Raw genomic sequence first — 22989 nt, 5'->3', positions numbered from 1 at the left:
GCTAGTGCCGCTGCTTTTGCTTTTGCAGCTGCTGCAGCTTTCGCCTTCGCTTTGGCTTTTTCTTCGTCCGTTACTTCTTCTGATCCTTCTCGCTTCTGCTTCGCTAATACCGCTGCTTTTGCCTTTGCAGCTGCTGCGGCAAGACCTTTCGCTTCTTCTACATTAATCCCCTTATCTTTTGGTAGCGCTTTCTCTTTTTCTCGATGTTCTCCTTCAAGTTTAGACATTTCCGCCTCATGTTTCGCAGCAAGACGTTTTCGCGCTTCCTCTTTCGCATGACGGGCTGCTTCTCTTTTCATACTTTCTAAGTCTTTATTTGGATCACTCATTTATTCGTCACCTGCTTCCCGGTCCTCGCCTCGTAACGAATTTTTTCTTTTAATTTATTAATTCCATAAATTAAAGCAGCAGGATTTGGAGGGCATCCAGGAATATACACATCAACTGGTACAATTTGATCTACACCTTTCACAACAGCATACGAATTCACATACGGACCACCGGCTGTTGCACAAGATCCCATCGCAATTACCCACTTCGGTTCAGGCATTTGATCATATAGGCGCCGAACAATAGGTGCCATTTTCTTCGTTACCGTTCCTGACACAATCATGACGTCCGATTGTCTTGGTGAAGTCCGAAAAAATGACCCAAATCGATCTAAATCGTAATGTGATGAACCTACTCCCATCATTTCAATCGCACAACATGCCAGTCCAAATGTCATCGGCCATAAAGAGTTGCTCCGCGCCCATCCCTTCAACTGTTCCAATGTAGAAAAAAAGATATTTCTTTCTAATTCCGCTCGCTCCTGTGGGTGTAATTCCTCAAAATTTATAACCATTGTAACACCTTCTTTTTCCAAGCATACGCTAATCCAACTAGCAACATCACAACGAAAATTAGCATTTCAATCAGTGCAAATAAACCAAGCTTGTCATATGCAACAGCCCATGGGTATAAAAATAAAGTTTCTACATCAAAGATGACGAACAATAAAGCGAAAATATAATAACGAGCATGAAACCGAATATTTGCATCATGAAAAGGCTCAATTCCACTCTCATACGTCGTCGCTTTCGCTGCACTCGGTTTGTTTGGACGCAGCATTTTCCCTAATGTAAGAGCCACTACCGGCAGCAATATACCTAATAGCAAGAAAATCAAAACGATCATATAACTATTTTCATATACACTTGCCATTGTGAAACCCTCCCCCCTGAATTAAGAACAAGTTCACATAGTAAACAATATGTCTTACTTGCATCATTTATTATTTTTAAATTTTTCTAAATAATGCAACTATTTAATTCATTATAGCAAACTTCAAATTCCTATGTCGATATATTGGGAACAGAAACAACAATTAATACTTGCTGAGCAAATCTATTTTTACAACTCATAATAAATGTGTAAAATAAATATAGAAATTCTATATGTTTTCAAGCAATCATAAAAAACATAAACTACAAAAAGGTGGTTCTTATGTATATACAGTGGGTGATATAAATGAAAAAACAAACACATGTAAGTATTCTTATAAGCATTTCATTGTTGTATATAACTATTCATTACGTATCAATGCCCTTTTTATATGAATACGCACTCCCATTTCAAATTTTGACTGGAATAAGTACCATATTAATTGATATTACAATTTGCAGTTATATATTTTACTTTTCAAATGTAAAACAAGGATTAGCACGTTTATTTTGGATAATATTAACTATCGGAACCTTCTCTTATTTCATCGGTGATATAATAGTTGCTTATCAACGCTTAATTTTGCATGACTACTATACATTCGTTGATCCATCAGACTTTTTTTACTTATTATTTTTAGTTAGCTTTGCATTTGCCTTTCTATATGAAATTATTTATGGCCGAGACTTATTGGAACAGCTTTTTACGATATGTGATATTTGTATTATTGTTACGGCTCAATTTACTTTAAGCTACTATTTGCTTATTGAAAGAACCATTCATATTTTTACAACATCATATATCGACATGTTTGTTCAACTCACGTATCCAATGGCTGATTTACTCTTTCTTTTAATAGGAATCAATCTTTTATTCAGACCATTATTCTTACTACCAAAACAAGTTGGCGCTCTTCTTGGCAGTGCTTTAATTTTGTATGCTACTACGGATGCTATTTATGCTTATATAAAATATTTCCAGCCCGAGCACTCTATGTTCACAGTTGCTCCATTATATCAAGTAACCTTAGTATTAGTAGCAATCGCTTGTATACTTCACACAAAAGAGCCCGAAAAACAAGAACAAATATTACTAACGCCTCAATTTGGTGAATCAATCCGATTATCATTACCGTATATTTCTGTCGTGATGCTTATTGTTTTTATATTGGTCGAAAATGTTTTTGCACCTATCGTAGTAATTGGACTTATGGTAACTTTCGCCTTCGTTCTCATACGCCATACGTTAGTTCGAAGACAAAATAAAATATTATTGCTAGCCCAAATGCAATTCAGCTTAGAACTCGAGAAACAAATCGAACTACGTACAGAAGATTTAGTAGAACAAAAAAATGAGTTATATCATAACCAACAAATGTTTAAATCTTTATACGAGCATCATCCAGATCCAATTTTCACATTAGATTTGTACGGTAATTTTCTCAATGTGAACAACGCTGGAACTACTTTACTCGGTTATCAAACGAATGAATTATTAAACCAACCATACTATTCACTTATGTATGAAGAAGATTTGGAAGAAATCATTAATACCTTTCATCAAGTGAAAAAAGGGAAATCTATTTCTTTAGAAATACGGGCATATCATAAAAATAGAGATATTTACTACTTGCTTGTTACAGCTGTTCCCATCTTTTTAAAGGAACATATTTCTGGGGCCTATTTAATGATTAAAGATATTACAGAAAGCAAGCAGCAACAAGAACAAATTAATTTCCTAGCATATCACGATACTTTAACGGAACTTGCAAATCGCCGTTCATTTCATCAGTATTTAGAAAAAGCAATTGCACGAGCAAAAATATCGAAAAGCCCTTTTGCTGTTATGTTTCTAGACCTAGACCGCTTTAAAGTTATTAATGATACCCTCGGTCACCGGGTAGGAGATCTTCTATTAATTGCAGTAGCAAAAAGGCTCGAGCGAATATCAACACATAATATGAAACTTGCTCGGTTAGCTGGGGATGAATTCACAATCCTTATCGAAAATTATCAAAAAAGGACAGATGTAAAGAAGATAGCTGATATGATTGTAGCAGCCATGAACGAACCATTCGAAATCGAAAATCAACATTTACGAATCTCACCGAGTATCGGAATTGCCATATACCCTGAAGCAGGTGAAGATCCGCTGTCTATTTTACAACATGCCGATATGGCCATGTACGAAGCAAAAAATAAAGGGAAAAATCGGAGCTCTCTTTACACGAAAGAACTATATAAAAAAATGGAACGAAAAGCTCGAATCGAAAAAGATTTGCCACTCGCTTTAGTAAACAACGAATTTTATCTCGTCTATCAACCACAAATTGATACGACAGCAAATAAAATTATCGGTGCTGAAGCATTAATACGTTGGAAACACCCGCTCCTAGGTGACATTTCACCATGTGAGTTCATTCCAATTGTGGAAGAGACTCCGCAGGTCATCCCACTTGGACATTGGGTGCTACGAGAATCTTGTCTTCAACTAAAAATATGGCAAAGTTTTGGATACACAAACTTAAAAATGAGTGTCAATTTATCAGCGAAAGAATTTCAACAAAATCAATTAATCGAAAATATTTCACGAATACTAAAGGACGTTGAGATTGACCCGAAAGATGTAACACTTGAACTAACAGAAAGAATTGCGATGATTGATGAAAAAGAAACATTGTCTAGACTAAAGCAATTAAAAGAATATGGTATTCAAACGTCCATTGATGACTTCGGTACCGGCTATTCTTCTCTTGCTTATTTATCAATTTTCCCTATCGATACATTAAAAGTACCAAAAGAATTTACACAACTAGCCGATCATCGACCTGAAGAAAGAGCCATCGTTTCCACTATCCTTTCTCTTGCGAATACTTTAAATCTCTCCGTCGTTGCTGAAGGAATTGAAACAGAAAAACAGCTTAAATTCTTGAAAAAAAATAACTGTAAATACATGCAAGGTTACTATTTCAGTAAACCTCTAACAAGTAAAGAATTTATAAGGTTTCTACAAAAAACACCCAGTATGAACCAATAGTTCACACTGGGTGTTTTTATCCCGCTATTTAAAGTTTCACTTTATAGTGTCGGAATTTTTTTCTCGTAATGTTCTTCTGCAATCTCTTCGTAAAAAGCTGCTGACGTCGTATAAAAATATGGAATTAACCATAAAAATCCAATCCCTAATGTAATACAACTTAATATAAACCAACCAATAAAGCTTAAACATAAAATGAAATACTCCATTTTATGTCCATCCATCATACGACGACTTTCTGTAATAGCTTGATTTATGGAATACTCAGGATGATCATTTATAATAAAGTACGTCATTGCATAAGAAAATGATTTAATAATGCCTGGAATAATAAATAGTAAACACCATAAGAAAATATAAATGTTTACTACTATATATAATAAAAATGACTTTATAAACTTACTTCCTTCTGTAAACCATCTAAATATATGCCCAATACGCGCTTCTTTTTCACGAATTATATGTAGTGCTAAACAATAACCACCTAGCGTTAATGGACCTACCATCAATATTGCAATACCATCTACTAAAAGTGAATTATTCACTTCTTTCCAATCCCAAACCTGAGAGAAAATGAAATCAATACTAAAACTAAAAGCTGAAGTAAGAATCGAAATAAGTAATGTTGCCCCAACAGCTAATCCCCATTTCCCTTCTAGCGAGTCTAATGCTTCTCCTTTTAAATCGCTAATCATAGTCTTCCTCCTATACGTAATAATTCTATTAGTATAGCACGTCCCTACTGCAATTCACCTTTTGCAATATAGCGATAAAAATGTGCTGTCGTTGTACCTACATATGGACTAAGCCAAAGAAATCCTATTCCAAGAGTAAAAATCGCTAAGATAGCCCATCCTATGAAACTAAGCCATAAAAGAAATAAATCTAGTTTATGTCCCCTCATAAGGTTCTTACTTTCTTTCATCGCCTGTGAAACGCTATAATCTGGATTTTCAATCATAACATAATACGTCATCGCATAAGAAAAATACATCACAATCATTACAACAATCGAAATAGCTAATAGTACAAAGAAAGCAATTGTTAACGATACATTCCCTTCCTCACCAAAAAACGCGAATACACCTAGTAACAACATCGGAATCCACGTACCTGTATATAACAAAATCGCAAGCATAGCCCACATTGTTTTCATCATTCTTTTAAAGCCACGAAATCCTTCAAATAAATAATCTACTCTAGCATCTTCTCGTTTACTAATTTGTAGCAACACATTCGTATAACCGTATGATGTAATACCATAAGATGCATTACTCAAAATGATCATTATGCAATAAAAAATTCCAAATGTAATACCTGCCCCGACTGATATTGCTTCCTCTTCAAGTGATCCTGTTAAACCAGCAAATAAGAAAAATATAATAATTCCTGGAATTAAAAGTATAAGCATTGCAGCCATTGAAACAACATAACTTAAAATAATATGTAAAATCGTTGATCCAACACCTAGTCCCCATTTTCCCTTTAAAGAGTACAATGCTTCTCGTTTCATTTCACCGATCATTTGTTCATCTCCTTTATGAAATATAAATTGTTATATATTCTCTACTTATACAAACAATAATATAATTATACCAATTTTGTTAGTCTATTCCATATATTAAATTGAGTTTCAGTTTCGACATTTAAATAAAGCACAGCTATGCATGGCTAGATGCTCTCTCCTACCTAAAGGGAGGCGTTTTTTTCCCACCTAAATTTATAGCTATATATAACAAAAAGATAATCTGCAGTTCTTTTTATTTCTTGATTTTCACACTTGGCATCGGGCAGAAAAAGGCTCTGACCGCTTCTATGCACGGCTAGATGCTCTCTCCTACCTAAAGAGAGGCGTTTTTTTCCTCTTTTTATTTATATCCACAACAAAAAATCCGTAAAGGCAAGAGCCCTTACGGATTTTTTTACTTCATATCAGAAACGTTTAAACGGTTCACAGCACGCTGCAAGGCCATTTCTGCACGTCTAAAGTCAACATGCGCTTGTTTATCTTGCATACGTTGCTCAGCGCGACGTTTCGATTCATTTGCACGATGGATATCGATATGGTTTGCTTCTTCAGCAGATGATGATAATACAGTTACTTTATCTGGACGAACTTCGATAAAGCCACCGCTTACTGCTACATAATCAGTGTGCCCACCATTTTTCAGACGAACCGCACTAATTTTTAAAGGTGCAACAGTTGGAATGTGACCTGGTAAGATCCCCATTTCCCCACTCTCTGCTTTTACGCTTACCATTTCTACTTCTTTTTCGTAAACCGGTCCATCAGGAGTTACAATACTGACTGGAAATGTCTTCATAATTCGTCCCTCCTAAGGCCTTACGCCATCATTTTCTTCGCGTTTTCAATAACTTCTTCAATGCTACCAACAAGACGGAACGCATCTTCTGGAAGGTCATCATATTTTCCTTCTAGAATTTCTTTGAAACCACTAACTGTATTTTTTACAGGTACGTAAGAACCTTTTTGACCTGTAAACTGTTCAGCTACGTGGAAGTTTTGTGATAAGAAGAATTGAATACGACGAGCACGATGTACAACTAACTTATCTTCTTCAGATAACTCATCCATACCTAAGATAGCGATGATATCTTGAAGCTCTTTATAACGCTGTAAAGTTTGCTGTACTTGACGAGCTACTCCATAATGCTCTTCTCCTACGATTTCTGGAGAAAGCGCACGAGATGTAGATGCTAATGGATCTACGGCTGGGTAAATACCCATTTGTGTTAAACGACGCTCTAAGTTTGTTGTTGCATCTAAGTGAGCGAACGTTGTAGCTGGTGCTGGATCCGTATAGTCATCGGCTGGTACGTATACCGCTTGGATAGACGTGATAGATCCTTTATTTGTAGATGTAATACGCTCTTGTAATTGACCCATTTCTGTTGCAAGTGTTGGCTGGTAACCTACCGCAGATGGCATACGACCAAGAAGGGCAGATACTTCAGAACCCGCTTGCGTGAAACGGAAGATGTTATCGATGAACAATAGTACGTCTTGTCCTTGCTCATCACGGAAATGTTCAGCCATTGTTAAGCCTGTTAATGCAACACGTTGACGTGCTCCAGGTGGCTCGTTCATTTGTCCGAATACCATCGCAGTTTTCTTAATTACGCCAGAATCGCTCATTTCGTGGTATAAGTCGTTACCTTCACGAGTACGCTCACCTACACCAGCGAATACAGAGATACCACCGTGCTCTTGTGCGATGTTGTTAATTAATTCCTGAATTAATACTGTTTTACCTACACCGGCACCACCGAATAGACCGATCTTACCACCCTTAATGTAAGGAGCAAGTAAGTCTACTACTTTAATACCAGTTTCAAGAATTTCTACTTTAGTAGATAACTCTTCGAATGCAGGCGCTTGACGGTGAATTGGATCACGACGTACATCCGCAGGAACATCACCATCTAAGTCAATTGCATCACCTAATACGTTAAATACACGACCAAGTGTTGCATCACCAACTGGTACAGAGATTGCTTTACCAGTATCTTCTACTTCTGTGCCACGAACAAGTCCATCTGTGGAAGACATTGCAACTGTACGAACTGTGTCATCACCTAAATGAAGTGCAACTTCAAATGTTAAGTTAATGCTTGCTCCGTTTTCGTTGCTTTGTTTTACCGTAAGGGCGTTGTAGATTTCTGGTAGCTTTCCGCCATCAAACTTAACGTCTACAACCGGACCCATGATTTGCGTAACGCGCCCTTTATTCATCGGGTTCCCTCCTAGCTTTCTTTTAATTAGCCAGCTTTCTAAGAGAAGTCGGCTTTTAATTTTTATTAGTTTATAGCTTACGCGACTCTCCTGTTCTGGACGAGCCGCTTACGCTTTTTATTGAATCTAGCTCCAGCGGTTAGAATGTTCGGTGGCTTCGCTTTTTCCTGCGAGGCACAAATCGCCTCTACGTCAAAAGCTCCATCCCCCTCTCATTCTGAACGAACCGCCTACGCTTTTTAATACTATTCTAACGCCGCTACTCCACCAACGATTTCCGTAATTTCTTGCGTAATCGCTGCTTGACGTGCACGGTTGAATGAAAGTGTAAGTGAATCGATAACTTCCATTGCGTTGTCTGTAGCACTCTTCATTGCTGTCATACGCGCCGCATGCTCACTTGCTTTACCGTCTAGTAACGCACCGTACACTAAGCTTTCTGCGTATTGTGGCAATAATACTTTTAAAATTTCTTCTTCAGAAGGTTCGAATTCATAGGCTGTCGTCGGTTTATCAGACGCCACATCCGTAAGCGGTAAAATTTTATTTTCCGTTACTTCTTGTGAAATTTTACTTACATAATGATTGTAGTAAATATACAGCTCGTCATAAGCACCATCTGCGAACATCGCAATTGCTCGAGAAGCAATATCTTTAATATCAGTAAATGATGGGTGGTCAGATAATCCAACTACTTCATCAATGATGTTAAAGCCGCGACGTTTTAAATAATCACGTCCTAGTCGTCCAAGCACAATAATTGAATATTGGTTTGAATCCATATTATGACGTTCACGAATTACGTTACTTACTGTACGTAATACGTTACTGTTATAACCACCTGCTAGTCCGCGATCAGATGTAATAACGATGTATCCTGTACGCTTTACAGGACGCGCATTTAGCATTGGATGATTAATCCCTTTACTTCCTTGCGCAATGCTCGCTACTACTTCTTGAATCTTTTCCATATACGGAACGAAAGATTTAGCATTTTGCTCTGCACGGTTTAACTTAGATGCAGATACCATCTCCATCGCTTTCGTAATTTGACTCGTTTTCTTTGTCGAGTTAATCTTCGCTTTTATATCGCGTAAAGATGCCACAGGTTTTCACCACCTTTTTTCCGGAAGTTGGCACGATTAGTAAGAATCCTCTTCCTAATCTACGTTGCAAGATATTCTTGCTCATGATTGAAGGAAAAGAATAGGTGCACCTACTCTTTTCCTTTACATAACCGTCAGCAATCTCAAAAGCTGAGATGCCTTTTATATGATCTAGCTAAGCCACAGTCGACTTCACTTTTTATTTATCTAGCTCCAGCGGCTTGAATGCTCGGTGGCTTCACTTCTTCCTACGAGGCAAAGACCGCCTCTTCGTCAGAAGCTCCATCCCCCTCACATTCAGAACGAGCCGCTTCCGCTTTTATTTATTATTCAGAAGCTACGAATACTTTTTTAAATCCGTTAATTGCTGCTGCAAATTTGTCGTCATCCGCAAGTTTCTTAGTTGTGCGAATTTCGCTTAATAAGTCAGTTGCATTTGAATCTAACCAAGCATGGAATTCTTCTTCGAAACGAGTGATATCTACTACTGGGATATCATCTAGGAATCCACGTGTTAAAGCGTAAAGAATGATAACTTGTTTCTCTACACGTAACGGTTTGTGTAATCCTTGTTTTAATACCTCAACTGTACGAGCACCACGGTTTAGTTTCGCTTGTGTTGCTTTATCAAGGTCAGAACCGAACTGAGCGAACGCTTCTAACTCACGGTAAGATGCAAGGTCAAGACGAAGTGTACCTGATACTTTACTCATCGCTTTAATCTGAGCAGATCCACCAACACGAGATACAGAAGTACCCGCATCGATCGCTGGACGTACGCCAGAGAAGAATAGGTCAGATTGTAAGAAGATTTGTCCATCCGTAATAGAAATTACGTTTGTTGGGATGTAAGCTGATACGTCCCCTGCTTGTGTTTCGATGAAAGGTAGTGCAGTTAAAGAACCGCCGCCTCTTGCATCACTTAATTTTGCTGCACGCTCTAATAAGCGAGAATGTAAGTAGAATACATCCCCTGGATATGCTTCACGACCTGGAGGACGACGTAATAGTAATGAAAGCTCACGGTAAGCCGCTGCTTGTTTTGATAAGTCATCATATACTACTAATACGTGTTTACCATTGTACATGAACTCTTCACCCATTGTTACACCAGCGTAAGGAGCTAGGTATAATAATGGAGCTGGTTGAGAAGCTGATGCAGTTACAACGATTGTGTAATCTAATGCACCGTGCTTACGTAGTGTTTCTACTACGTTACGTACAGTTGATTCTTTTTGTCCGATAGCTACATAGATACAAACCATATCTTCATCTTTTTGGTTAATGATTGTATCAAGTGCAACTGCTGTTTTACCTGTTTGACGGTCACCGATGATTAACTCACGTTGACCACGGCCAATTGGTACAAGAGCATCGATCGCTTTAATACCTGTTTGAAGTGGCTCATGAACAGATTTACGATCCATTACACCTGGTGCTGGACTTTCGATTGGACGAGTGTTTGTTGTATTGATTGGGCCTAAACCATCAACTGGTTGACCTAATGGGTTTACAACACGACCGATTAGTTCTTTTCCTACTGGTACTTGCATGATGCGACCAGTACGACGAACTTCGTCACCTTCACGGATTTCTGTGTAAGGTCCTAAGATAATGATACCTACGTTGTTTTCCTCTAAGTTTTGTGCTAGTCCCATAACGCCGTTAGAGAACTCTACAAGTTCACCAGCCATAACGTTATCAAGACCATGAGCACGCGCAATACCGTCACCAACTTGGATAACTGTACCAACATCACTAACTTCGATTTCAGACTGATAGTTCTCGATTTGTTGCTTTATCAGTGCGCTAATTTCTTCAGCTCTGATGCTCATGTGCTTCACCCCTATCTATTCTTCATTAATTCACGCTGAATACGTGCTAATTTTCCTTGTAAGCTTCCGTCGTAAATGCGATTTCCAATACGTACTTTAATGCCGCCTAGTAAATCTTCATCTACAACATTTTTCACGCGAATTGCATCTTTTCCTGTTTTTTTTGCAAATGCTTCTGCAATGTTAAGTTTTTCGTCTTCTGATAGAAGACGAATAGAATATACAGTTGCATCCGCTACGTTACGTTCTTCATTAGCAAGAACAACATATTCATCTGCAATTTCAGGTAGAATATCAATACGCTTGTTATCAATTAAAATATATAACGTATTTAAAATAGATTCAGAAACAGATGCGAATACGTTTGCAAGAAACGTTTTCTTCTGCTCTTTTGAAATGTTCGGTTGCGTTAAAAAGCTATGTAGTTCTCCGTTCTTTACATAAACGTTTTGTACAAGGCGTAATTCCTCTTCAAACATTTCTAATACGTGTTTTTCTTTTGCAATTTTGAAAAGAGCGACAGCATAACGTTTTGCTACAATCCCATTGCTCATCGCGCTTCTCCTACTTCTTTAATATAATCGCGAATTAACTTCACTTGATCTTCTTCTTTTAACTCTTTTTCAATTACTTTAGAAGCAATTTGAACAGATAAAGAAGCGACTTGTTCTTGTAAAGCAGCAATCGCTTGCTCTTTTTCGCGTTGAATTTCTTGTACAGCAGATGTTTTAATTGATTCTGCTTCTTCTTTCGCAGCAGCAACAATAACATCTTTTTGATCTACAGCTTGTTTTTTCGCTCTTTCGATTAACTCTTGTGCTTCAACACGCGATTGTTTTAACATTTCACGTTGTTCTTCTACTAACTTCTTCGCTTCAGTGTTACTTCTTTCTGCAGCGTCGATTTCATTAGTAACATGCTCTTCACGTTCTTTCATAATTCCCATTAAAGGACCCCACGCAAATTTGCGTAGCATTACTAATAGAAGTAAGAAAATGAACAATGTATAAGCAATCGTTCCAAATGGAATGGAAGCCCCTAATAATAAAGTTGGCACAAGGATTCACTCCCTTCAAAATATCTAAATTGATCATATGAAAAAAAAAGACATACGTTTAGTTCATAAAGCAATGGCGAAGAAAGTTCAAAAAACACTCTTCGCCATCTATGTAAGGGGAGTCTCCCTTATTTGTTCATTACGATGAAAGCAATAACTACACCGATAATTGGAAGTGCCTCAACTAATGCAACCCCGATGAACATAATTGTTTGAAGTGCGCCTTTTAATTCTGGTTGACGAGCAACACCTTCGATTGTACGTGATACGATAAGACCGTTACCAATACCTGCACCTAATGCTGATAAACCAATTGCAATTGCAGCTGCGATTACACCTAAACTCATTTAATTTGTCCTCCTTTGTATTATAAAAAAATAAATTTTTTCTTACTTAAATTATATTAATGGTCATGGCTTACTTTATGAGCCATATAAACCATCGTTAACATTACGAAAATAAATGACTGGATTGAACCAACGAATACGCTGAATCCCATCCATGCTAACATCGGTACAAGTGCACCTAATGCTCCTAAGAATGATGCCCCACCTAACTTAGCAAGTAATCCTAATAAGATTTCACCTGCGTAAATGTTACCAAATAAACGAAGACCTAACGTTAATGTGTTAGCAAACTCCTCAATAACCTTTAATGGGAATAAGAATTTCATAGGTTGGAAATAACCTTTAGCATATTCTTTCGTACCCTTCATCTTAATTCCATAGTAATGGGTGAGGGTAACTACCATCACGGCTAATGTTAATGCAACTGCTGGATCAGACGTTGGTGATCTCCACCATGCAATATGTTCGCCAGCCTCAACTGTTGAATACATGAATGGTAAACCAAGGAAGTTCGATACGATGATAAACATGATAAGCGTAACGCCAAGCGTTAAGAATCGTCCACCTGTTTTCCAGTCCATCGTACTATTGATAATCCCTTTCACGAAGTCAAACACCCATTCCATGAAGTTTTGCATTCCGGTTGGGCGAAGCGCTAAGCTGCGAGTTCCGATAACAGCGATTAAGAAAACAATAACTGCTGCTACAGTAACCATCATAACTGATGACAAATCGAACGTTAAACCTAGAAATTCAACTAATTTACCGTGTTCCACTAGTAATTCACCTCTCTTCCCTGCTCGTATACTCTAAATAAAGAAAATCTATGATCATGACAAGGTATCCTGTCAGCAATCCTACACCTAAGCCCCACATCGCAATTAACTCTTGATATTTGGCTGCAAATAAAATTAATAACCCAATCGTGGCGAATCTTGAATATGTACTTACCGCTGTCGCCTTAAACTTCACGTTTTCTCCATTTGTTACGCGATCTAATAGCTTGTCTGTTCTACGTGCAATGATGCGCAAACTAAGAAAACTGAAAATCGTTCCGATAATCAGCCCAAGAAATACATCCTTGTAAGAGGTAATTCCCCATCCTAGCACTAGAAGCGCAAGCAAGTAGTACATATATTTCTTTTGTCGTTGGACAAGTCCATGTACGTCTATCATCATTGCTCTCCCGAATAGTAATGTTGAATGAGTCGAATCATTGCGTATACCCCTGTTCCTAACCCGAGTAATAACCCTATAATAAGAAACAACGGAAACGTTCCAACCTTATTATCAATCCATTGCCCACCAAAGATTCCAATAAGAATAGAACCAACTAACTGAGCAAGTATTCCTGACATTAAAGCATACGCTTTTATATGGCTGCGATCGTTTTTTTGCAAGGATTCATCCCTCCAATATGTAACCCTCATTCACGATGTGTTAATAATAACTCATTTTTCTGCATAAATTCTATACAAAATAAAAAGTTTACATTTTCGTCACGGAATAGATGCATTTTTGTCACTGAAAGCCCTACCATCTATCCCCGTTGTTAGCATACAATAGGGTATTAACAGTGTCAACGAGAAATCGTAAAAAATCAAAAAATTTGAGTATTAGGCATTTCCTCCCAAAAATGAAAACGTTCCCCTTCTAAATACTGGTTAGAGATATGCAATTTCTAACAGTTTTCTCTTTATAATAGAAGAAAATGTTCACAAGTTTGTCACTATTATATTTTTAAGATATAGCGCTTTCCTTCCATAATATAGTGTCCCCGAGACGTAAGACTTCTATATTATATGTGATGTGTATATAACTTATGTTGTATATACCCTGTATATTTATCTCCCCCTCCCCCGTGCGCTGAGGGCGAAAAAAAAACGAGCGGGGAATCCCCCTCTCGTCTGTTGTCTTACTTCGTTCCGAATAAACGGTCACCAGCATCACCAAGACCTGGAACTACATAACCATGGTCATTTAACTTCTCATCTAATGCCGCTACATAAATATCAACATCAGGATGCTCTTCCTGCACTACTTTTACTCCTTCTGGAGCAGCTACGATACACATTAATTTAATTTGCTTTGCACCGCGCTTTTTCAGAGAATTAATTGCTTCAGCCGCAGAACCACCTGTTGCTAGCATCGGATCTAGTACGATAAAGTCACGCTCTTCTACATCCGTTGGAAGTTTCACATAGTATTCTACCGGTTGCAATGTTTTAGGATCACGGTATAGACCAACGTGTCCTACTTTTGCTGCTGGAATTAATTTCAGAATTCCATCAACCATTCCTAAACCTGCACGTAAAATCGGAATTAAACCAAGTTTTTTACCAGCGATCACTTTTGTTGTCGCTTTGCTTACAGGTGTTTCAATTTCAATGTCTTGAAGTGGAAGGTCGCGAGTAATTTCGAAAGCCATTAAGCTTGCTACTTCGTCCACTAATTCACGAAAATCTTTCGTACCTGTATTCTTATCGCGAATATATGTAATCTTATGTTGAATTAACGGGTGATCAAATACATACAGTTTTCCCATGTGAATCTCTCCTTTAGATGATATTCATGCGTTTACACGCTTTTTTACACTATTTACGATTGTAAAGAAAACGCTACTAATATTCAAGGGCAAATTTGGTAAAATCGTGAATTAGAATGAATCTATCTAGTATCTTTACCAATTATGGGAGCTGTATCCTTCATTATATCGCCAAAATTTATTCATCATTTGTATACATACTTTAAAAATAATATATGTCCACAAAAAAGACTGCCAAAACAATTACGTTTCAGCAGTCTTTTTCAATCTATTATAGATCTGTATACATTGGGAATTTGCTCGTTAACGCTTCTACACGCTTACTTGCTTCTTCTAATGCAACTTCATTCTCATGATTTTTTAATGTATAAGCAATAAGTGCCGCAATTTCATCCATTTCTTCTAAACCGAAACCACGAGATGTTACAGCTGCTGTACCGATACGTACGCCGCTTGTTACAAATGGGCTTGCTGTTTCAAATGGAATTGTATTTTTGTTCACTGTAATACCAACTTCATCTAATACGTGCTCTGCTACTTTACCTGTAATTTCTAAGTTACGAACATCAATTAAGATTAAATGATTGTCTGTTCCACCAGAAACAAGTGTAAGTCCTTCTTTTTGAAGACCTTCAGCTAAGCGGTTCGCATTATTAATGATATGTTGTGCATATGTTTTAAACTCATCTTGTAGTGTCTCACCAAATGCAACAGCTTTTGCAGCAATTACGTGCATAAGTGGGCCACCTTGAATACCCGGGAAGATTGATTTATCAATTTGTTTTGCAAATTGCTCTTCACATAAAATCATACCACCACGTGGACCACGTAATGTTTTATGTGTTGTCGTTGTAACGAAATGTGCATGTGGTACTGGGTTTGGATGTAAACCAGCAGCTACTAAACCAGCGATATGTGCCATATCAACCATAAAGTATGCACCCACTTCATCTGCAATCTCACGGAATCGTTTGAAATCGATAACACGAGGATATGCACTTGCACCTGCAACGATTAATTTTGGTTTATGTTCTTTCGCTTTTGCTAATACATCATCGTAATTAATACGGTGAGATTCAGCATCCACGCCATATTCTACGAAATTATATTGTACTCCACTGAAGTTAACAGGGCTTCCGTGTGTTAAGTGACCACCATGAGATAAATTCATGCCAAGTACTGTATCGCCTTGCTCTAAAATCGTGAAGTATACTGCCATGTTCGCTTGTGCACCAGAATGTGGTTGAACATTTACATGCTCTGCGCCAAAAATTTCTTTCGCGCGATCACGTGCGATATCTTCTACTACGTCTACGTGTTCACAACCACCATAGTAACGTTTTCCAGGATATCCTTCAGCATACTTATTCGTTAGAACAGAACCTTGCGCCTCCATTACTGCTTCACTTACGAAGTTTTCCGAAGCAATTAACTCGATCTTTGAACGCTGTCTTCCTAGTTCTGCCTCAATTGCAGCAAATACCTTTTCATCTTGACGTTTTAAATGATTCACCAAAATCCCCCTTTTCTGAACGAATTACATCAATTCCCAATAGTTTTTTCTCATTTATTCAGAAAAAACGAAAATTCAGGTTGTAATTCTTTCGAACCTTCATGTTTTCAACTACATTCTAACATGACTTTCTATATCATAAAAGAAAAAAAAAGACCAAAATTGGTCTTTTCTTTCTTCTATTATAAAGTCAGACCACATACCTTTTACCTTTCGATATAAAGCTGTTATAAGACTTTATAATTTTTCATGTTTAACGGCACGGAATAGCTTCTTCATTTGCCGCATAAACGGCACGTGCTCCACCTATTAGTTTCCCACGTGTTTTCGCCATCGTTACATGCGCACTTCCTATTTCCTTCACACTTGTACGAACCGGTACAGCTACATGCTTTAAATGCATACCGATAAATGTATCGCCGATATCCATTCCTGCATCTGCTTTAATAAACTCAATTACTACCGGATCTTTAAAATTGTGATACGCATACGTCGCTAATGCACCACCTGCTGATCTAACAGGCGTAACTGTTACAATTTCAAATTGATATTTCATCGCTACATCTCTCTCAACTACTAAAGCACGATTTAAATGCTCACAACATTGAAACGCCAATTCAATACCTGTTCTCTCTTGAAATTGTTTTAATTCAGAAAAAATCGCCTCTGCCACTTCCATCGTTCCTGATGTTCCAATTCTTTCACCTAGCACTTCGCTCGTGCTACACCCCACTACAAAAATTTGGCCTCTTTGCAGCGTGGCTTGTTCTTGGAAATCAGAAAGCGACATTTGCAGCTGTTCTCTTACCTTTACGATCTCTGTCATTACGCCTCTTCCTTTCACAGGTTGGTTCACCAAATTATATTTCATACTACTTATAGTTAGAATCTATTACTTTGTTTCGTACGTTTTAATTTTTCCTACGCGGTTTTCGTGACGGCCACCTTCATAGTCAGTTGTTAGCCAAATTTTCGCGATATCACGCGCTAGACCAGCTCCAATTACACGCTCGCCCATTGCTAACATGTTAGTGTCATTATGCTCTCTCGTTGCTTTCGCACTGAAAGTATCATGAACTAATGCACAACGAATACCATTTACTTTGTTTGCTGCGATTGACATACCAATGCCTGTCCCGCAAACTAAAATGCCACGATCTACTTCACCATTCGCGACCATTTCTGCTGCCGGAAACGCAAAATCAGGGTAATCAACAGAACCAGCTTCACATTCACAACCTAAATCAATATATTCAATATTTAACTCTTCTAATAAACTTACAAGTTCTTTACGGATATTCATACCGCCGTGATCAGATGCTACTACTACTTTCATTTTTACCCCTCCAAAGTTTCAATCAATTATCTTCATTTCACACTCGCTACCTTAATGCAACAAAGTGATCTCCAATATCGTATTATACACGAAACATTAACCTTCTGAATGTTTTTCCAGTAAAGTTTGTACAAGTTTTTCCATCTCTTCTAACGTTTCTTTATAAATAGAAAGCGATCCGCCAAATGGATCTGAAATATCCTTACTTATACCCTCAGTTAATCCATATAATGTATCCAATTTCTTTTCAACACTCGGATAATGCCCAAGTACAATTTGCTTATGGTTTTCCGTCATTGTTACTACAATATCCGCCCAATCAACCAAAGTATCGTTTACCTGCTGCGCGGCATGATCGATTACAATTCCTTTTTCAGCTAAAGCTTCCTTTGCATGTACCGACGCATCGCTTCCAGGATAGGCGAAAACACCAGCAGATTGCACTTCAAATTTACCTTCTCCATAATGGCGAAGCAAAGCCTCAGCCATCGGACTACGGCATGTATTTCCAGTGCAAACAAATAACACCCGTTTCATCTAAACCCACCCCTTTTTTCTGTTTCCTACCATTTATCATAGCGTACATTAGAATAGAACAAAAGGAATGTGAATATACGAAAGGCGCATTTCTCTTATATTTTTTCTAAGAAAAATGCGCCTTATCCACATATATGTGAAACCCTATTTCCAAGTGCCCAAAGTATTTCACCATACATAATGAACACACTACAAAACAAAATAAGGAATCCATTTCATACGAAACAGATTCCTTTCATACAATAATTATTTCATTGTAACTTTCATTACTTCTGTTGAACCTTTTGTAGCTGTTACACCTACAGTTGTCTTAATAGACTCAGCTGCATCTGTGTTTGTAATAACGATTGGAGTAATTGTGCTTTTCGCTTTTTCACGAATTAATTCTAAGTCGAATGAGATTAATTTATCTCCAGCTTTTACAGCTTGTCCTTCAGAAACGTGAGCTTCGAAACCTTCACCTTCCATTTTTACAGTTTCTAATCCAACGTGGATTAAAATTTCTGTACCGTTTTTCGCTTTAATTCCAATAGCATGTTTCGTGTGGAATAATTGTACGATTTCACCATCAACTGGAGATACAACTACACCTTCAGTAGGATCGATCGCAACACCGTCACCCATCATACGACCAGCGAATACTGGATCTGGTACTTCTTCAATATTTTTCACTGCTCCAGTTAATGGAGCTACGATTGTTTCTTCATTTGTTTTTGAACCAAAACCGAATAATTTTTTAAACATAGGATAGTCCTCCTTATAATTTACCTAAAAGTTTATAGGGCAATCTCTATTCAAGATCGAAATACACGTAAGACTTCATACTTCGAATGTTATACTGTAAAAACGCTTTCGAAATAAATTATGCCATTACTACTAGACTCTTATTGTAGCGCCTCACAAAATTCCAGTCAATTCTGATTGTCTGAATAACAATGAGAAGTTAACTTCTACTTATATTTTCTCTTTTTTTACCCAACTTGTCTAGAGGTCTTCACTACATTTTGTTTTTTGTTGTTAATTTGTAAAATTTAATTCAAACTTTTTTCGAAATCCACTTGACTAAAGTAAGTAACTATTTTATTATTACTTACATAAGGTAAGTTAATAACTTTTAGGAGGTTTTTTAAATGATGGATTTCGGTCTTCTTATTATTCGTCTTATTATAGGTATTACATTCATGGGTCATGGCGCTCAAAAATTATTTGGGTGGTTCGGCGGTTACGGTTTAAAAGGAACAGGTGGCTGGATGGAATCAATCGGTTTACGCCCTGGTGTATTCATGGCATTTATGGCTGGTGCAACTGAACTATTAGGTGGTTTCTTATTCGCATCAGGTATTTTCATTACAATTGGTTCATTATTTATCGTCGGAACAATGTTAATGGCAATCTTCACTGTTCACGGAAAAAATGGTTACTGGGTAACACAAAACGGATATGAGTATAATTTAATGTTAATCGCTGTTGCTGTTGGTGTAGCTTTAATTGGCCCTGGTGCTTACGTTTTACTTTAATATTTATCTCTATTTCAAGATATTTACCAAAAAAGAGATTACTTCAGTACAATCGAGGTAATCTCTTTTTTTTACATCATCAAAAAAATATTATTTTCAGCAGGAGATTCCCATTGATATCTTGTAAAGGAACAATAAGTATTCATATTTAGAAAGGGGATTACAACATGTTATCCATTAATCCAAACGAACAAACCGAAAAAGATAATTACAAATTACTAACAGGAAGTATCATTCCACGTCCCGTTGCATTCGTTACTTCTGTAACTAAAGATGGTGTATTGAACGGTGCGCCATATAGTTATTTCAATATCGTCGCTGCCAATCCACCACTTATCTCGGTTTCAGTACAACGAAAAGAAGGAAAACCAAAAGACACTTCCCGAAACGCAATCGAAAAAGGGGAATTTGTCGTACATATTTCTGATGAGTCTTACGTAGAAGCGATCAATGAAACAGCTGCCAACCTACCACCCGATGAAAGTGAAATCGAATTAGCAAAACTAACACCGATCGACAGCGATGTCATTTCTGTACCAGGGGTGAAAGAAGCAAATATTCGAATGGAATGTGTATTAGAACGCGCTATCCCGCTCGGCGGAACTGAAGACTCACCAGCTTGCGACCTACTAATCGGCCGCGTCGTTCGCTTCCACGTTGCAGAACACTTATACGAAAACGGCCGAATTCACGCCGAAGAACTAAAACCAATAAGCCGCCTAGCAGGACACAACTACGCAAAACTAGGAGAACAATTTGAATTAGTGAGGCCCATTTAAAGGCGGAAGCGGCTCGTTCAGAATCGCAGGGCATTGGAACTCTCGACCTTGAAGCGCTTTTTGCTTCGAGCGAGAGAGTGAAATGACCGGAGATTCTAGCCGCTGGAGCTGGATATATTTAAAAGCGCAAGCGGCTCGCTCAGCTCCTGCACTCAAACATAAAATCCCCCGCTAAAAGCGGGGGATTTTTTCACTGTAATTCTTCCTTCTTCTCTTCTAATGCAGGTAATTTCTCTTTTTTAGATTTACTAAGCTTTATTACAAAGAAATATAAAGAAAGCAATGTAATAAGGAAAACTATTAAAAACGGGTACGGAGAATAAAAAGTACGCGCTGCCTCCGTTTTCCCCGCAACAAATTTCAATGACTCAATATCTAAAAACTCAGCAAACATTTGTACACCGAGCATACTAAACCAAAAAACAAAAAAACTAATAATAATACCAAAAACTTGCTTCAATCTCGTCATCCATCTCATCCTTTCTATATTTGTAATTTTTTAGCGCGATCAATATAGTACAAACAGAACTATGCACAGAAAGGAACGATCTCACCATTCACAAATTAACTTAATCCAACCTAACATCGAAATTTGCAAAATAATACCCCAGATTATTAGCCTTCTTAGCCATCTAGGAAAGAAGGTTAAAAACTTAACATACCATTCCAATAACTTGTTCATAATTCCCTCCTATATAAAATTATATAGGAAAAAGGAGATATAATCCAAATCCAACCAGAATGATACCACCTACTATTTCACCATATGTACCAAGCATATTTTTGGCATGCCTACCGAGCAATAAACCCATCCACGCCAGTAACATACTTATTAGTCCGAACAATAATATCGTAATAATTGTCTCTGCTCCGTAAATTCCAAGACTAAGACCTACTGAAAAACTATCTATACTGACACCAAATGCAAATACAAATAAACTAATTCCAATTGGAGCAGTTCTAGTCTCTTCACTTTCTAAAATAGATGAATATACAATATAGAACCCTAGCCCAATCAATAAAATAGCTCCTGCAAAATTCGCGACATCCCCATACTTCTCTGATAGAAAACGTCCTAGTACCATTCCGATAAATGGCATAATAATATGAAATATCCCAATCGTCATACCTATATAAAGGATTTGTCTTAACTTTAATGTTACCATCCCCATACCGAGGCTCACTGAAAATGCATCCATCCCCAGGGCAAATGCCATAATTATTAAAGGTATTAATTGTTCAAGTGTCATTCATATCCCCCCTCGGACGTGCTACTTCACAATATGCTTATCCGAGGAAAAATATTCTGTTTGCTAAAGGTACATTATCATTCAGTGATAATATGATGTCCCGCAGCTTTTGTTAAACGATTCATAATTGCATTTCCTATACCTTCATTCGGGAATGATTCACTAAAAATAACATCTACTTCACTTGCATCAAACGTTCTAAGCACATCATATAACTTAGTCGCAACGCTGGCTAAATCGCTTCGCACACCACAAGACAATACAACATCTGCACTATACACATGTTGATACTCTTCGGTCGTTAATACACCTACTTTAAATCCTTCTTTCTTTTTCTCATCTACAATACGTTGAATAAACTCACGGGATCCTTCAACAATACTAAGTGGCGCTTTCGGTGCATAATGTGTATATTTCATTCCAGGCGATTTCGGTTTTTCTTTCTCATCCTTTAAAGCTGGATCTAAAGAAACATTTCCTATTACTGCTTCCAATTGTTCCTGCGTAATCCCACCAGGACGTAAAATCGTCGGAACTTCGCTCGTACAATCAATTACAGTTGATTCAACACCTACTCCTGTCGCCCCGCCATCAACAATACCAGCAATTTTCCCATTTAAATCTTCATACACATGAGAAGCTAACGTTGGACTTGGGCGTCCTGAACGATTCGCACTCGGTGCCGCAACAGGCACGTTTGCCTCTTCAATAAGGGCGAGCGCTACTGGATGATCCGGCATCCTCACTCCGACTGTATTAAGTCCTGCCGTAACCCTCTCTGAAATCCCTTTTTTTCTCGGTAAAATGATTGTTAATGGTCCTGGCCAAAAATGCTCCATTAACTTTTCTGCAACCGGCGGAATTTCTTTTACGATACCATCTAACTGAGATTTTGTTCCTATGTGGACAATCAGTGGATTATCGCTCGGTCTCCCTTTCGCTTCAAAAATTTTCGCTATCGCTTCATCATCCATTGCGTTTGCTCCTAACCCATAAACCGTTTCCGTTGGGAAGGCCACCGCTTCATTTTCTCTTAATAATCTCGCTGCTTCTTTTAATTGTGGATAATATTTTTTTCTTTCCACAACATTATCCACAACCCACATATTTGTATGCATTTTTTCCCACGTCCTTTTCTACCATGAAATACTTGTCTATTTTTAGTTTACTATGA

28 protein-coding genes and 1 pseudogene are annotated in these 22989 nt (G+C 37.7%); 3 read left to right on the top strand and 26 right to left on the bottom strand.

Annotated features, from left to right (window positions below):
- The 3 genes and pseudogenes from ABH959_RS20075 to nuoA form a co-directional block, all read right to left on the bottom strand.
- Positions 1–329 (bottom strand): annotated as a pseudogene (locus ABH959_RS20075) (NADH-quinone oxidoreductase subunit C); the annotation flags it as partial.
- A complete protein-coding gene (nuoB, locus tag ABH959_RS20070) occupies positions 326–844 on the bottom strand; it encodes an NADH-quinone oxidoreductase subunit NuoB (protein WP_002089729.1) in 519 nt (172 codons plus the stop codon). The gene nuoB and the pseudogene ABH959_RS20075, both read right to left, overlap by 4 nt.
- Positions 835–1203 carry an NADH-quinone oxidoreductase subunit NuoA gene (gene nuoA / locus ABH959_RS20065; RefSeq protein WP_000179270.1) on the bottom strand — a complete coding sequence of 123 codons (369 nt, stop codon included), beginning with the start codon at positions 1201–1203 and terminating at the stop codon, positions 835–837. Before nuoA ends, nuoB begins: the two co-directional genes overlap by 10 nt.
- 306 nt (positions 1204–1509) lie before the next feature.
- On the opposite strand from nuoA, the gene ABH959_RS20060 reads away from it, so the two are divergent.
- The gene (locus ABH959_RS20060) at positions 1510–4239 is read left to right on the top strand and encodes a putative bifunctional diguanylate cyclase/phosphodiesterase (RefSeq protein WP_404493084.1); all 2730 of its coding nucleotides are present in this window, start codon (positions 1510–1512) and stop codon (positions 4237–4239) included.
- A gap of 41 nt (positions 4240–4280) precedes the next feature.
- On the opposite strand, the gene ABH959_RS20055 is transcribed toward ABH959_RS20060, so the two are convergent.
- The 19 genes from ABH959_RS20055 to ABH959_RS19965 form a co-directional block, all read right to left on the bottom strand.
- Positions 4281–4934, bottom strand: coding sequence for a DUF975 family protein (locus ABH959_RS20055; RefSeq protein WP_404493083.1), 654 nt, complete (start codon positions 4932–4934; stop codon positions 4281–4283).
- Between the two features lie 44 nt (positions 4935–4978).
- A complete protein-coding gene (locus ABH959_RS20050) occupies positions 4979–5764 on the bottom strand; it encodes a DUF975 family protein (RefSeq protein ID WP_404493082.1) in 786 nt (261 codons plus the stop codon).
- Positions 5765–6161: 397 nt separating this feature from the next.
- Positions 6162–6563: a F0F1 ATP synthase subunit epsilon gene (gene atpC, locus ABH959_RS20045; protein WP_002016279.1), complete on the bottom strand. Its 402-nt coding sequence runs from the start codon at positions 6561–6563 to the stop codon at positions 6162–6164.
- Between the two features lie 20 nt (positions 6564–6583).
- Positions 6584–7993 (bottom strand): F0F1 ATP synthase subunit beta, encoded by a 1410-nt coding sequence (gene atpD, locus ABH959_RS20040; RefSeq protein ID WP_002139020.1) that lies wholly within the window; start codon positions 7991–7993, stop codon positions 6584–6586.
- Between the two features lie 245 nt (positions 7994–8238).
- Positions 8239–9099: a F0F1 ATP synthase subunit gamma gene (atpG, locus tag ABH959_RS20035; RefSeq protein ID WP_002016283.1), complete on the bottom strand. Its 861-nt coding sequence runs from the start codon at positions 9097–9099 to the stop codon at positions 8239–8241.
- 326 nt (positions 9100–9425) lie between these two features.
- The gene (atpA, locus tag ABH959_RS20030; protein ID WP_113936192.1) at positions 9426–10934 is read right to left on the bottom strand and encodes a F0F1 ATP synthase subunit alpha; all 1509 of its coding nucleotides are present in this window, start codon (positions 10932–10934) and stop codon (positions 9426–9428) included.
- An 11-nt stretch (positions 10935–10945) separates the two neighbouring features.
- Positions 10946–11488, bottom strand: coding sequence for a F0F1 ATP synthase subunit delta (atpH, locus tag ABH959_RS20025; protein ID WP_002113044.1), 543 nt, complete (start codon positions 11486–11488; stop codon positions 10946–10948).
- Entirely contained in the window at positions 11485–11991 is a 507-nt protein-coding gene (gene atpF, locus ABH959_RS20020; protein WP_002113045.1) for a F0F1 ATP synthase subunit B, read from the bottom strand. The genes atpH and atpF overlap by 4 nt, the downstream gene beginning before the upstream one ends.
- A gap of 128 nt (positions 11992–12119) precedes the next feature.
- Complete coding sequence (gene atpE / locus ABH959_RS20015) at positions 12120–12338, bottom strand: F0F1 ATP synthase subunit C (RefSeq protein WP_000052064.1); 219 nt, start codon at positions 12336–12338, stop codon at positions 12120–12122.
- Between the two features lie 56 nt (positions 12339–12394).
- Positions 12395–13114 carry a F0F1 ATP synthase subunit A gene (atpB, locus tag ABH959_RS20010; RefSeq protein ID WP_002089740.1) on the bottom strand — a complete coding sequence of 240 codons (720 nt, stop codon included), beginning with the start codon at positions 13112–13114 and terminating at the stop codon, positions 12395–12397.
- Between the two features lie 7 nt (positions 13115–13121).
- A complete protein-coding gene (locus ABH959_RS20005; protein ID WP_002016288.1) occupies positions 13122–13514 on the bottom strand; it encodes an ATP synthase subunit I in 393 nt (130 codons plus the stop codon).
- The gene (locus ABH959_RS20000; protein ID WP_002089742.1) at positions 13514–13738 is read right to left on the bottom strand and encodes an AtpZ/AtpI family protein; all 225 of its coding nucleotides are present in this window, start codon (positions 13736–13738) and stop codon (positions 13514–13516) included. The genes ABH959_RS20005 and ABH959_RS20000 overlap by 1 nt, the downstream gene beginning before the upstream one ends.
- A 26-nt stretch (positions 13739–13764) precedes the next feature.
- On the bottom strand, positions 13765–13878 hold the full coding sequence (locus ABH959_RS19995) for a DUF4024 domain-containing protein (protein WP_000232963.1): 114 nt from the start codon (positions 13876–13878) through the stop codon (positions 13765–13767).
- A gap of 375 nt (positions 13879–14253) precedes the next feature.
- Positions 14254–14883 (bottom strand): uracil phosphoribosyltransferase, encoded by a 630-nt coding sequence (gene upp / locus ABH959_RS19990; RefSeq protein ID WP_002139017.1) that lies wholly within the window; start codon positions 14881–14883, stop codon positions 14254–14256.
- Positions 14884–15154: 271 nt separating this feature from the next.
- A complete protein-coding gene (gene glyA / locus ABH959_RS19985) occupies positions 15155–16396 on the bottom strand; it encodes a serine hydroxymethyltransferase (RefSeq protein ID WP_002016291.1) in 1242 nt (413 codons plus the stop codon).
- 253 nt (positions 16397–16649) lie between these two features.
- Positions 16650–17222, bottom strand: a complete 573-nt coding sequence (locus tag ABH959_RS19980; protein ID WP_002089746.1) for a TIGR01440 family protein — start codon at positions 17220–17222, stop codon at positions 16650–16652.
- Positions 17223–17288: 66 nt separating this feature from the next.
- Complete coding sequence (gene rpiB / locus ABH959_RS19975; protein WP_000869917.1) at positions 17289–17732, bottom strand: ribose 5-phosphate isomerase B; 444 nt, start codon at positions 17730–17732, stop codon at positions 17289–17291.
- A 96-nt stretch (positions 17733–17828) separates the two neighbouring features.
- The gene (locus ABH959_RS19970; protein ID WP_113936191.1) at positions 17829–18269 is read right to left on the bottom strand and encodes a low molecular weight protein arginine phosphatase; all 441 of its coding nucleotides are present in this window, start codon (positions 18267–18269) and stop codon (positions 17829–17831) included.
- Between the two features lie 246 nt (positions 18270–18515).
- Positions 18516–19013: a PTS sugar transporter subunit IIA gene (locus tag ABH959_RS19965; RefSeq protein WP_002016294.1), complete on the bottom strand. Its 498-nt coding sequence runs from the start codon at positions 19011–19013 to the stop codon at positions 18516–18518.
- 386 nt (positions 19014–19399) lie between these two features.
- Here ABH959_RS19965 and ABH959_RS19960 point away from each other — a divergent pair, with 386 nt between their 5' ends.
- A complete protein-coding gene (locus ABH959_RS19960; RefSeq protein WP_113936190.1) occupies positions 19400–19786 on the top strand; it encodes a DoxX family protein in 387 nt (128 codons plus the stop codon).
- Between the two features lie 167 nt (positions 19787–19953).
- Positions 19954–20565, top strand: coding sequence for a flavin reductase family protein (locus tag ABH959_RS19955; RefSeq protein WP_113936189.1), 612 nt, complete (start codon positions 19954–19956; stop codon positions 20563–20565).
- Between the two features lie 190 nt (positions 20566–20755).
- Here the strand turns inward: ABH959_RS19955 and ABH959_RS19950 are convergent, their stop codons facing one another.
- The 4 genes from ABH959_RS19950 to ABH959_RS19935 all read right to left on the bottom strand — a co-directional run bounded on the left by ABH959_RS19950 (position 20756) and on the right by ABH959_RS19935 (position 22933).
- A complete protein-coding gene (locus ABH959_RS19950) occupies positions 20756–21034 on the bottom strand; it encodes a DUF3935 domain-containing protein (protein ID WP_000197480.1) in 279 nt (92 codons plus the stop codon).
- A gap of 81 nt (positions 21035–21115) precedes the next feature.
- On the bottom strand, positions 21116–21247 hold the full coding sequence (locus ABH959_RS19945; RefSeq protein ID WP_001037633.1) for a hypothetical protein: 132 nt from the start codon (positions 21245–21247) through the stop codon (positions 21116–21118).
- 19 nt (positions 21248–21266) lie between these two features.
- Positions 21267–21815: a manganese efflux pump MntP gene (locus ABH959_RS19940; RefSeq protein ID WP_113936188.1), complete on the bottom strand. Its 549-nt coding sequence runs from the start codon at positions 21813–21815 to the stop codon at positions 21267–21269.
- 77 nt (positions 21816–21892) lie between these two features.
- Positions 21893–22933, bottom strand: a complete 1041-nt coding sequence (locus ABH959_RS19935) for an L-threonylcarbamoyladenylate synthase (protein WP_113936187.1) — start codon at positions 22931–22933, stop codon at positions 21893–21895.
- Positions 22934–22989: the final 56 nt, after the last annotated feature.

Origin of the sequence: Bacillus sp. RC51 (assembly GCF_044908115.1) — a bacterium.
In the GTDB taxonomy this organism is placed as follows: domain Bacteria; phylum Bacillota; class Bacilli; order Bacillales; family Bacillaceae_G; genus Bacillus_A; species Bacillus_A mycoides.
Note: the sequence above shows the minus strand (reverse complement) of the source record. Positions and strands in the feature narration are given on the sequence as shown.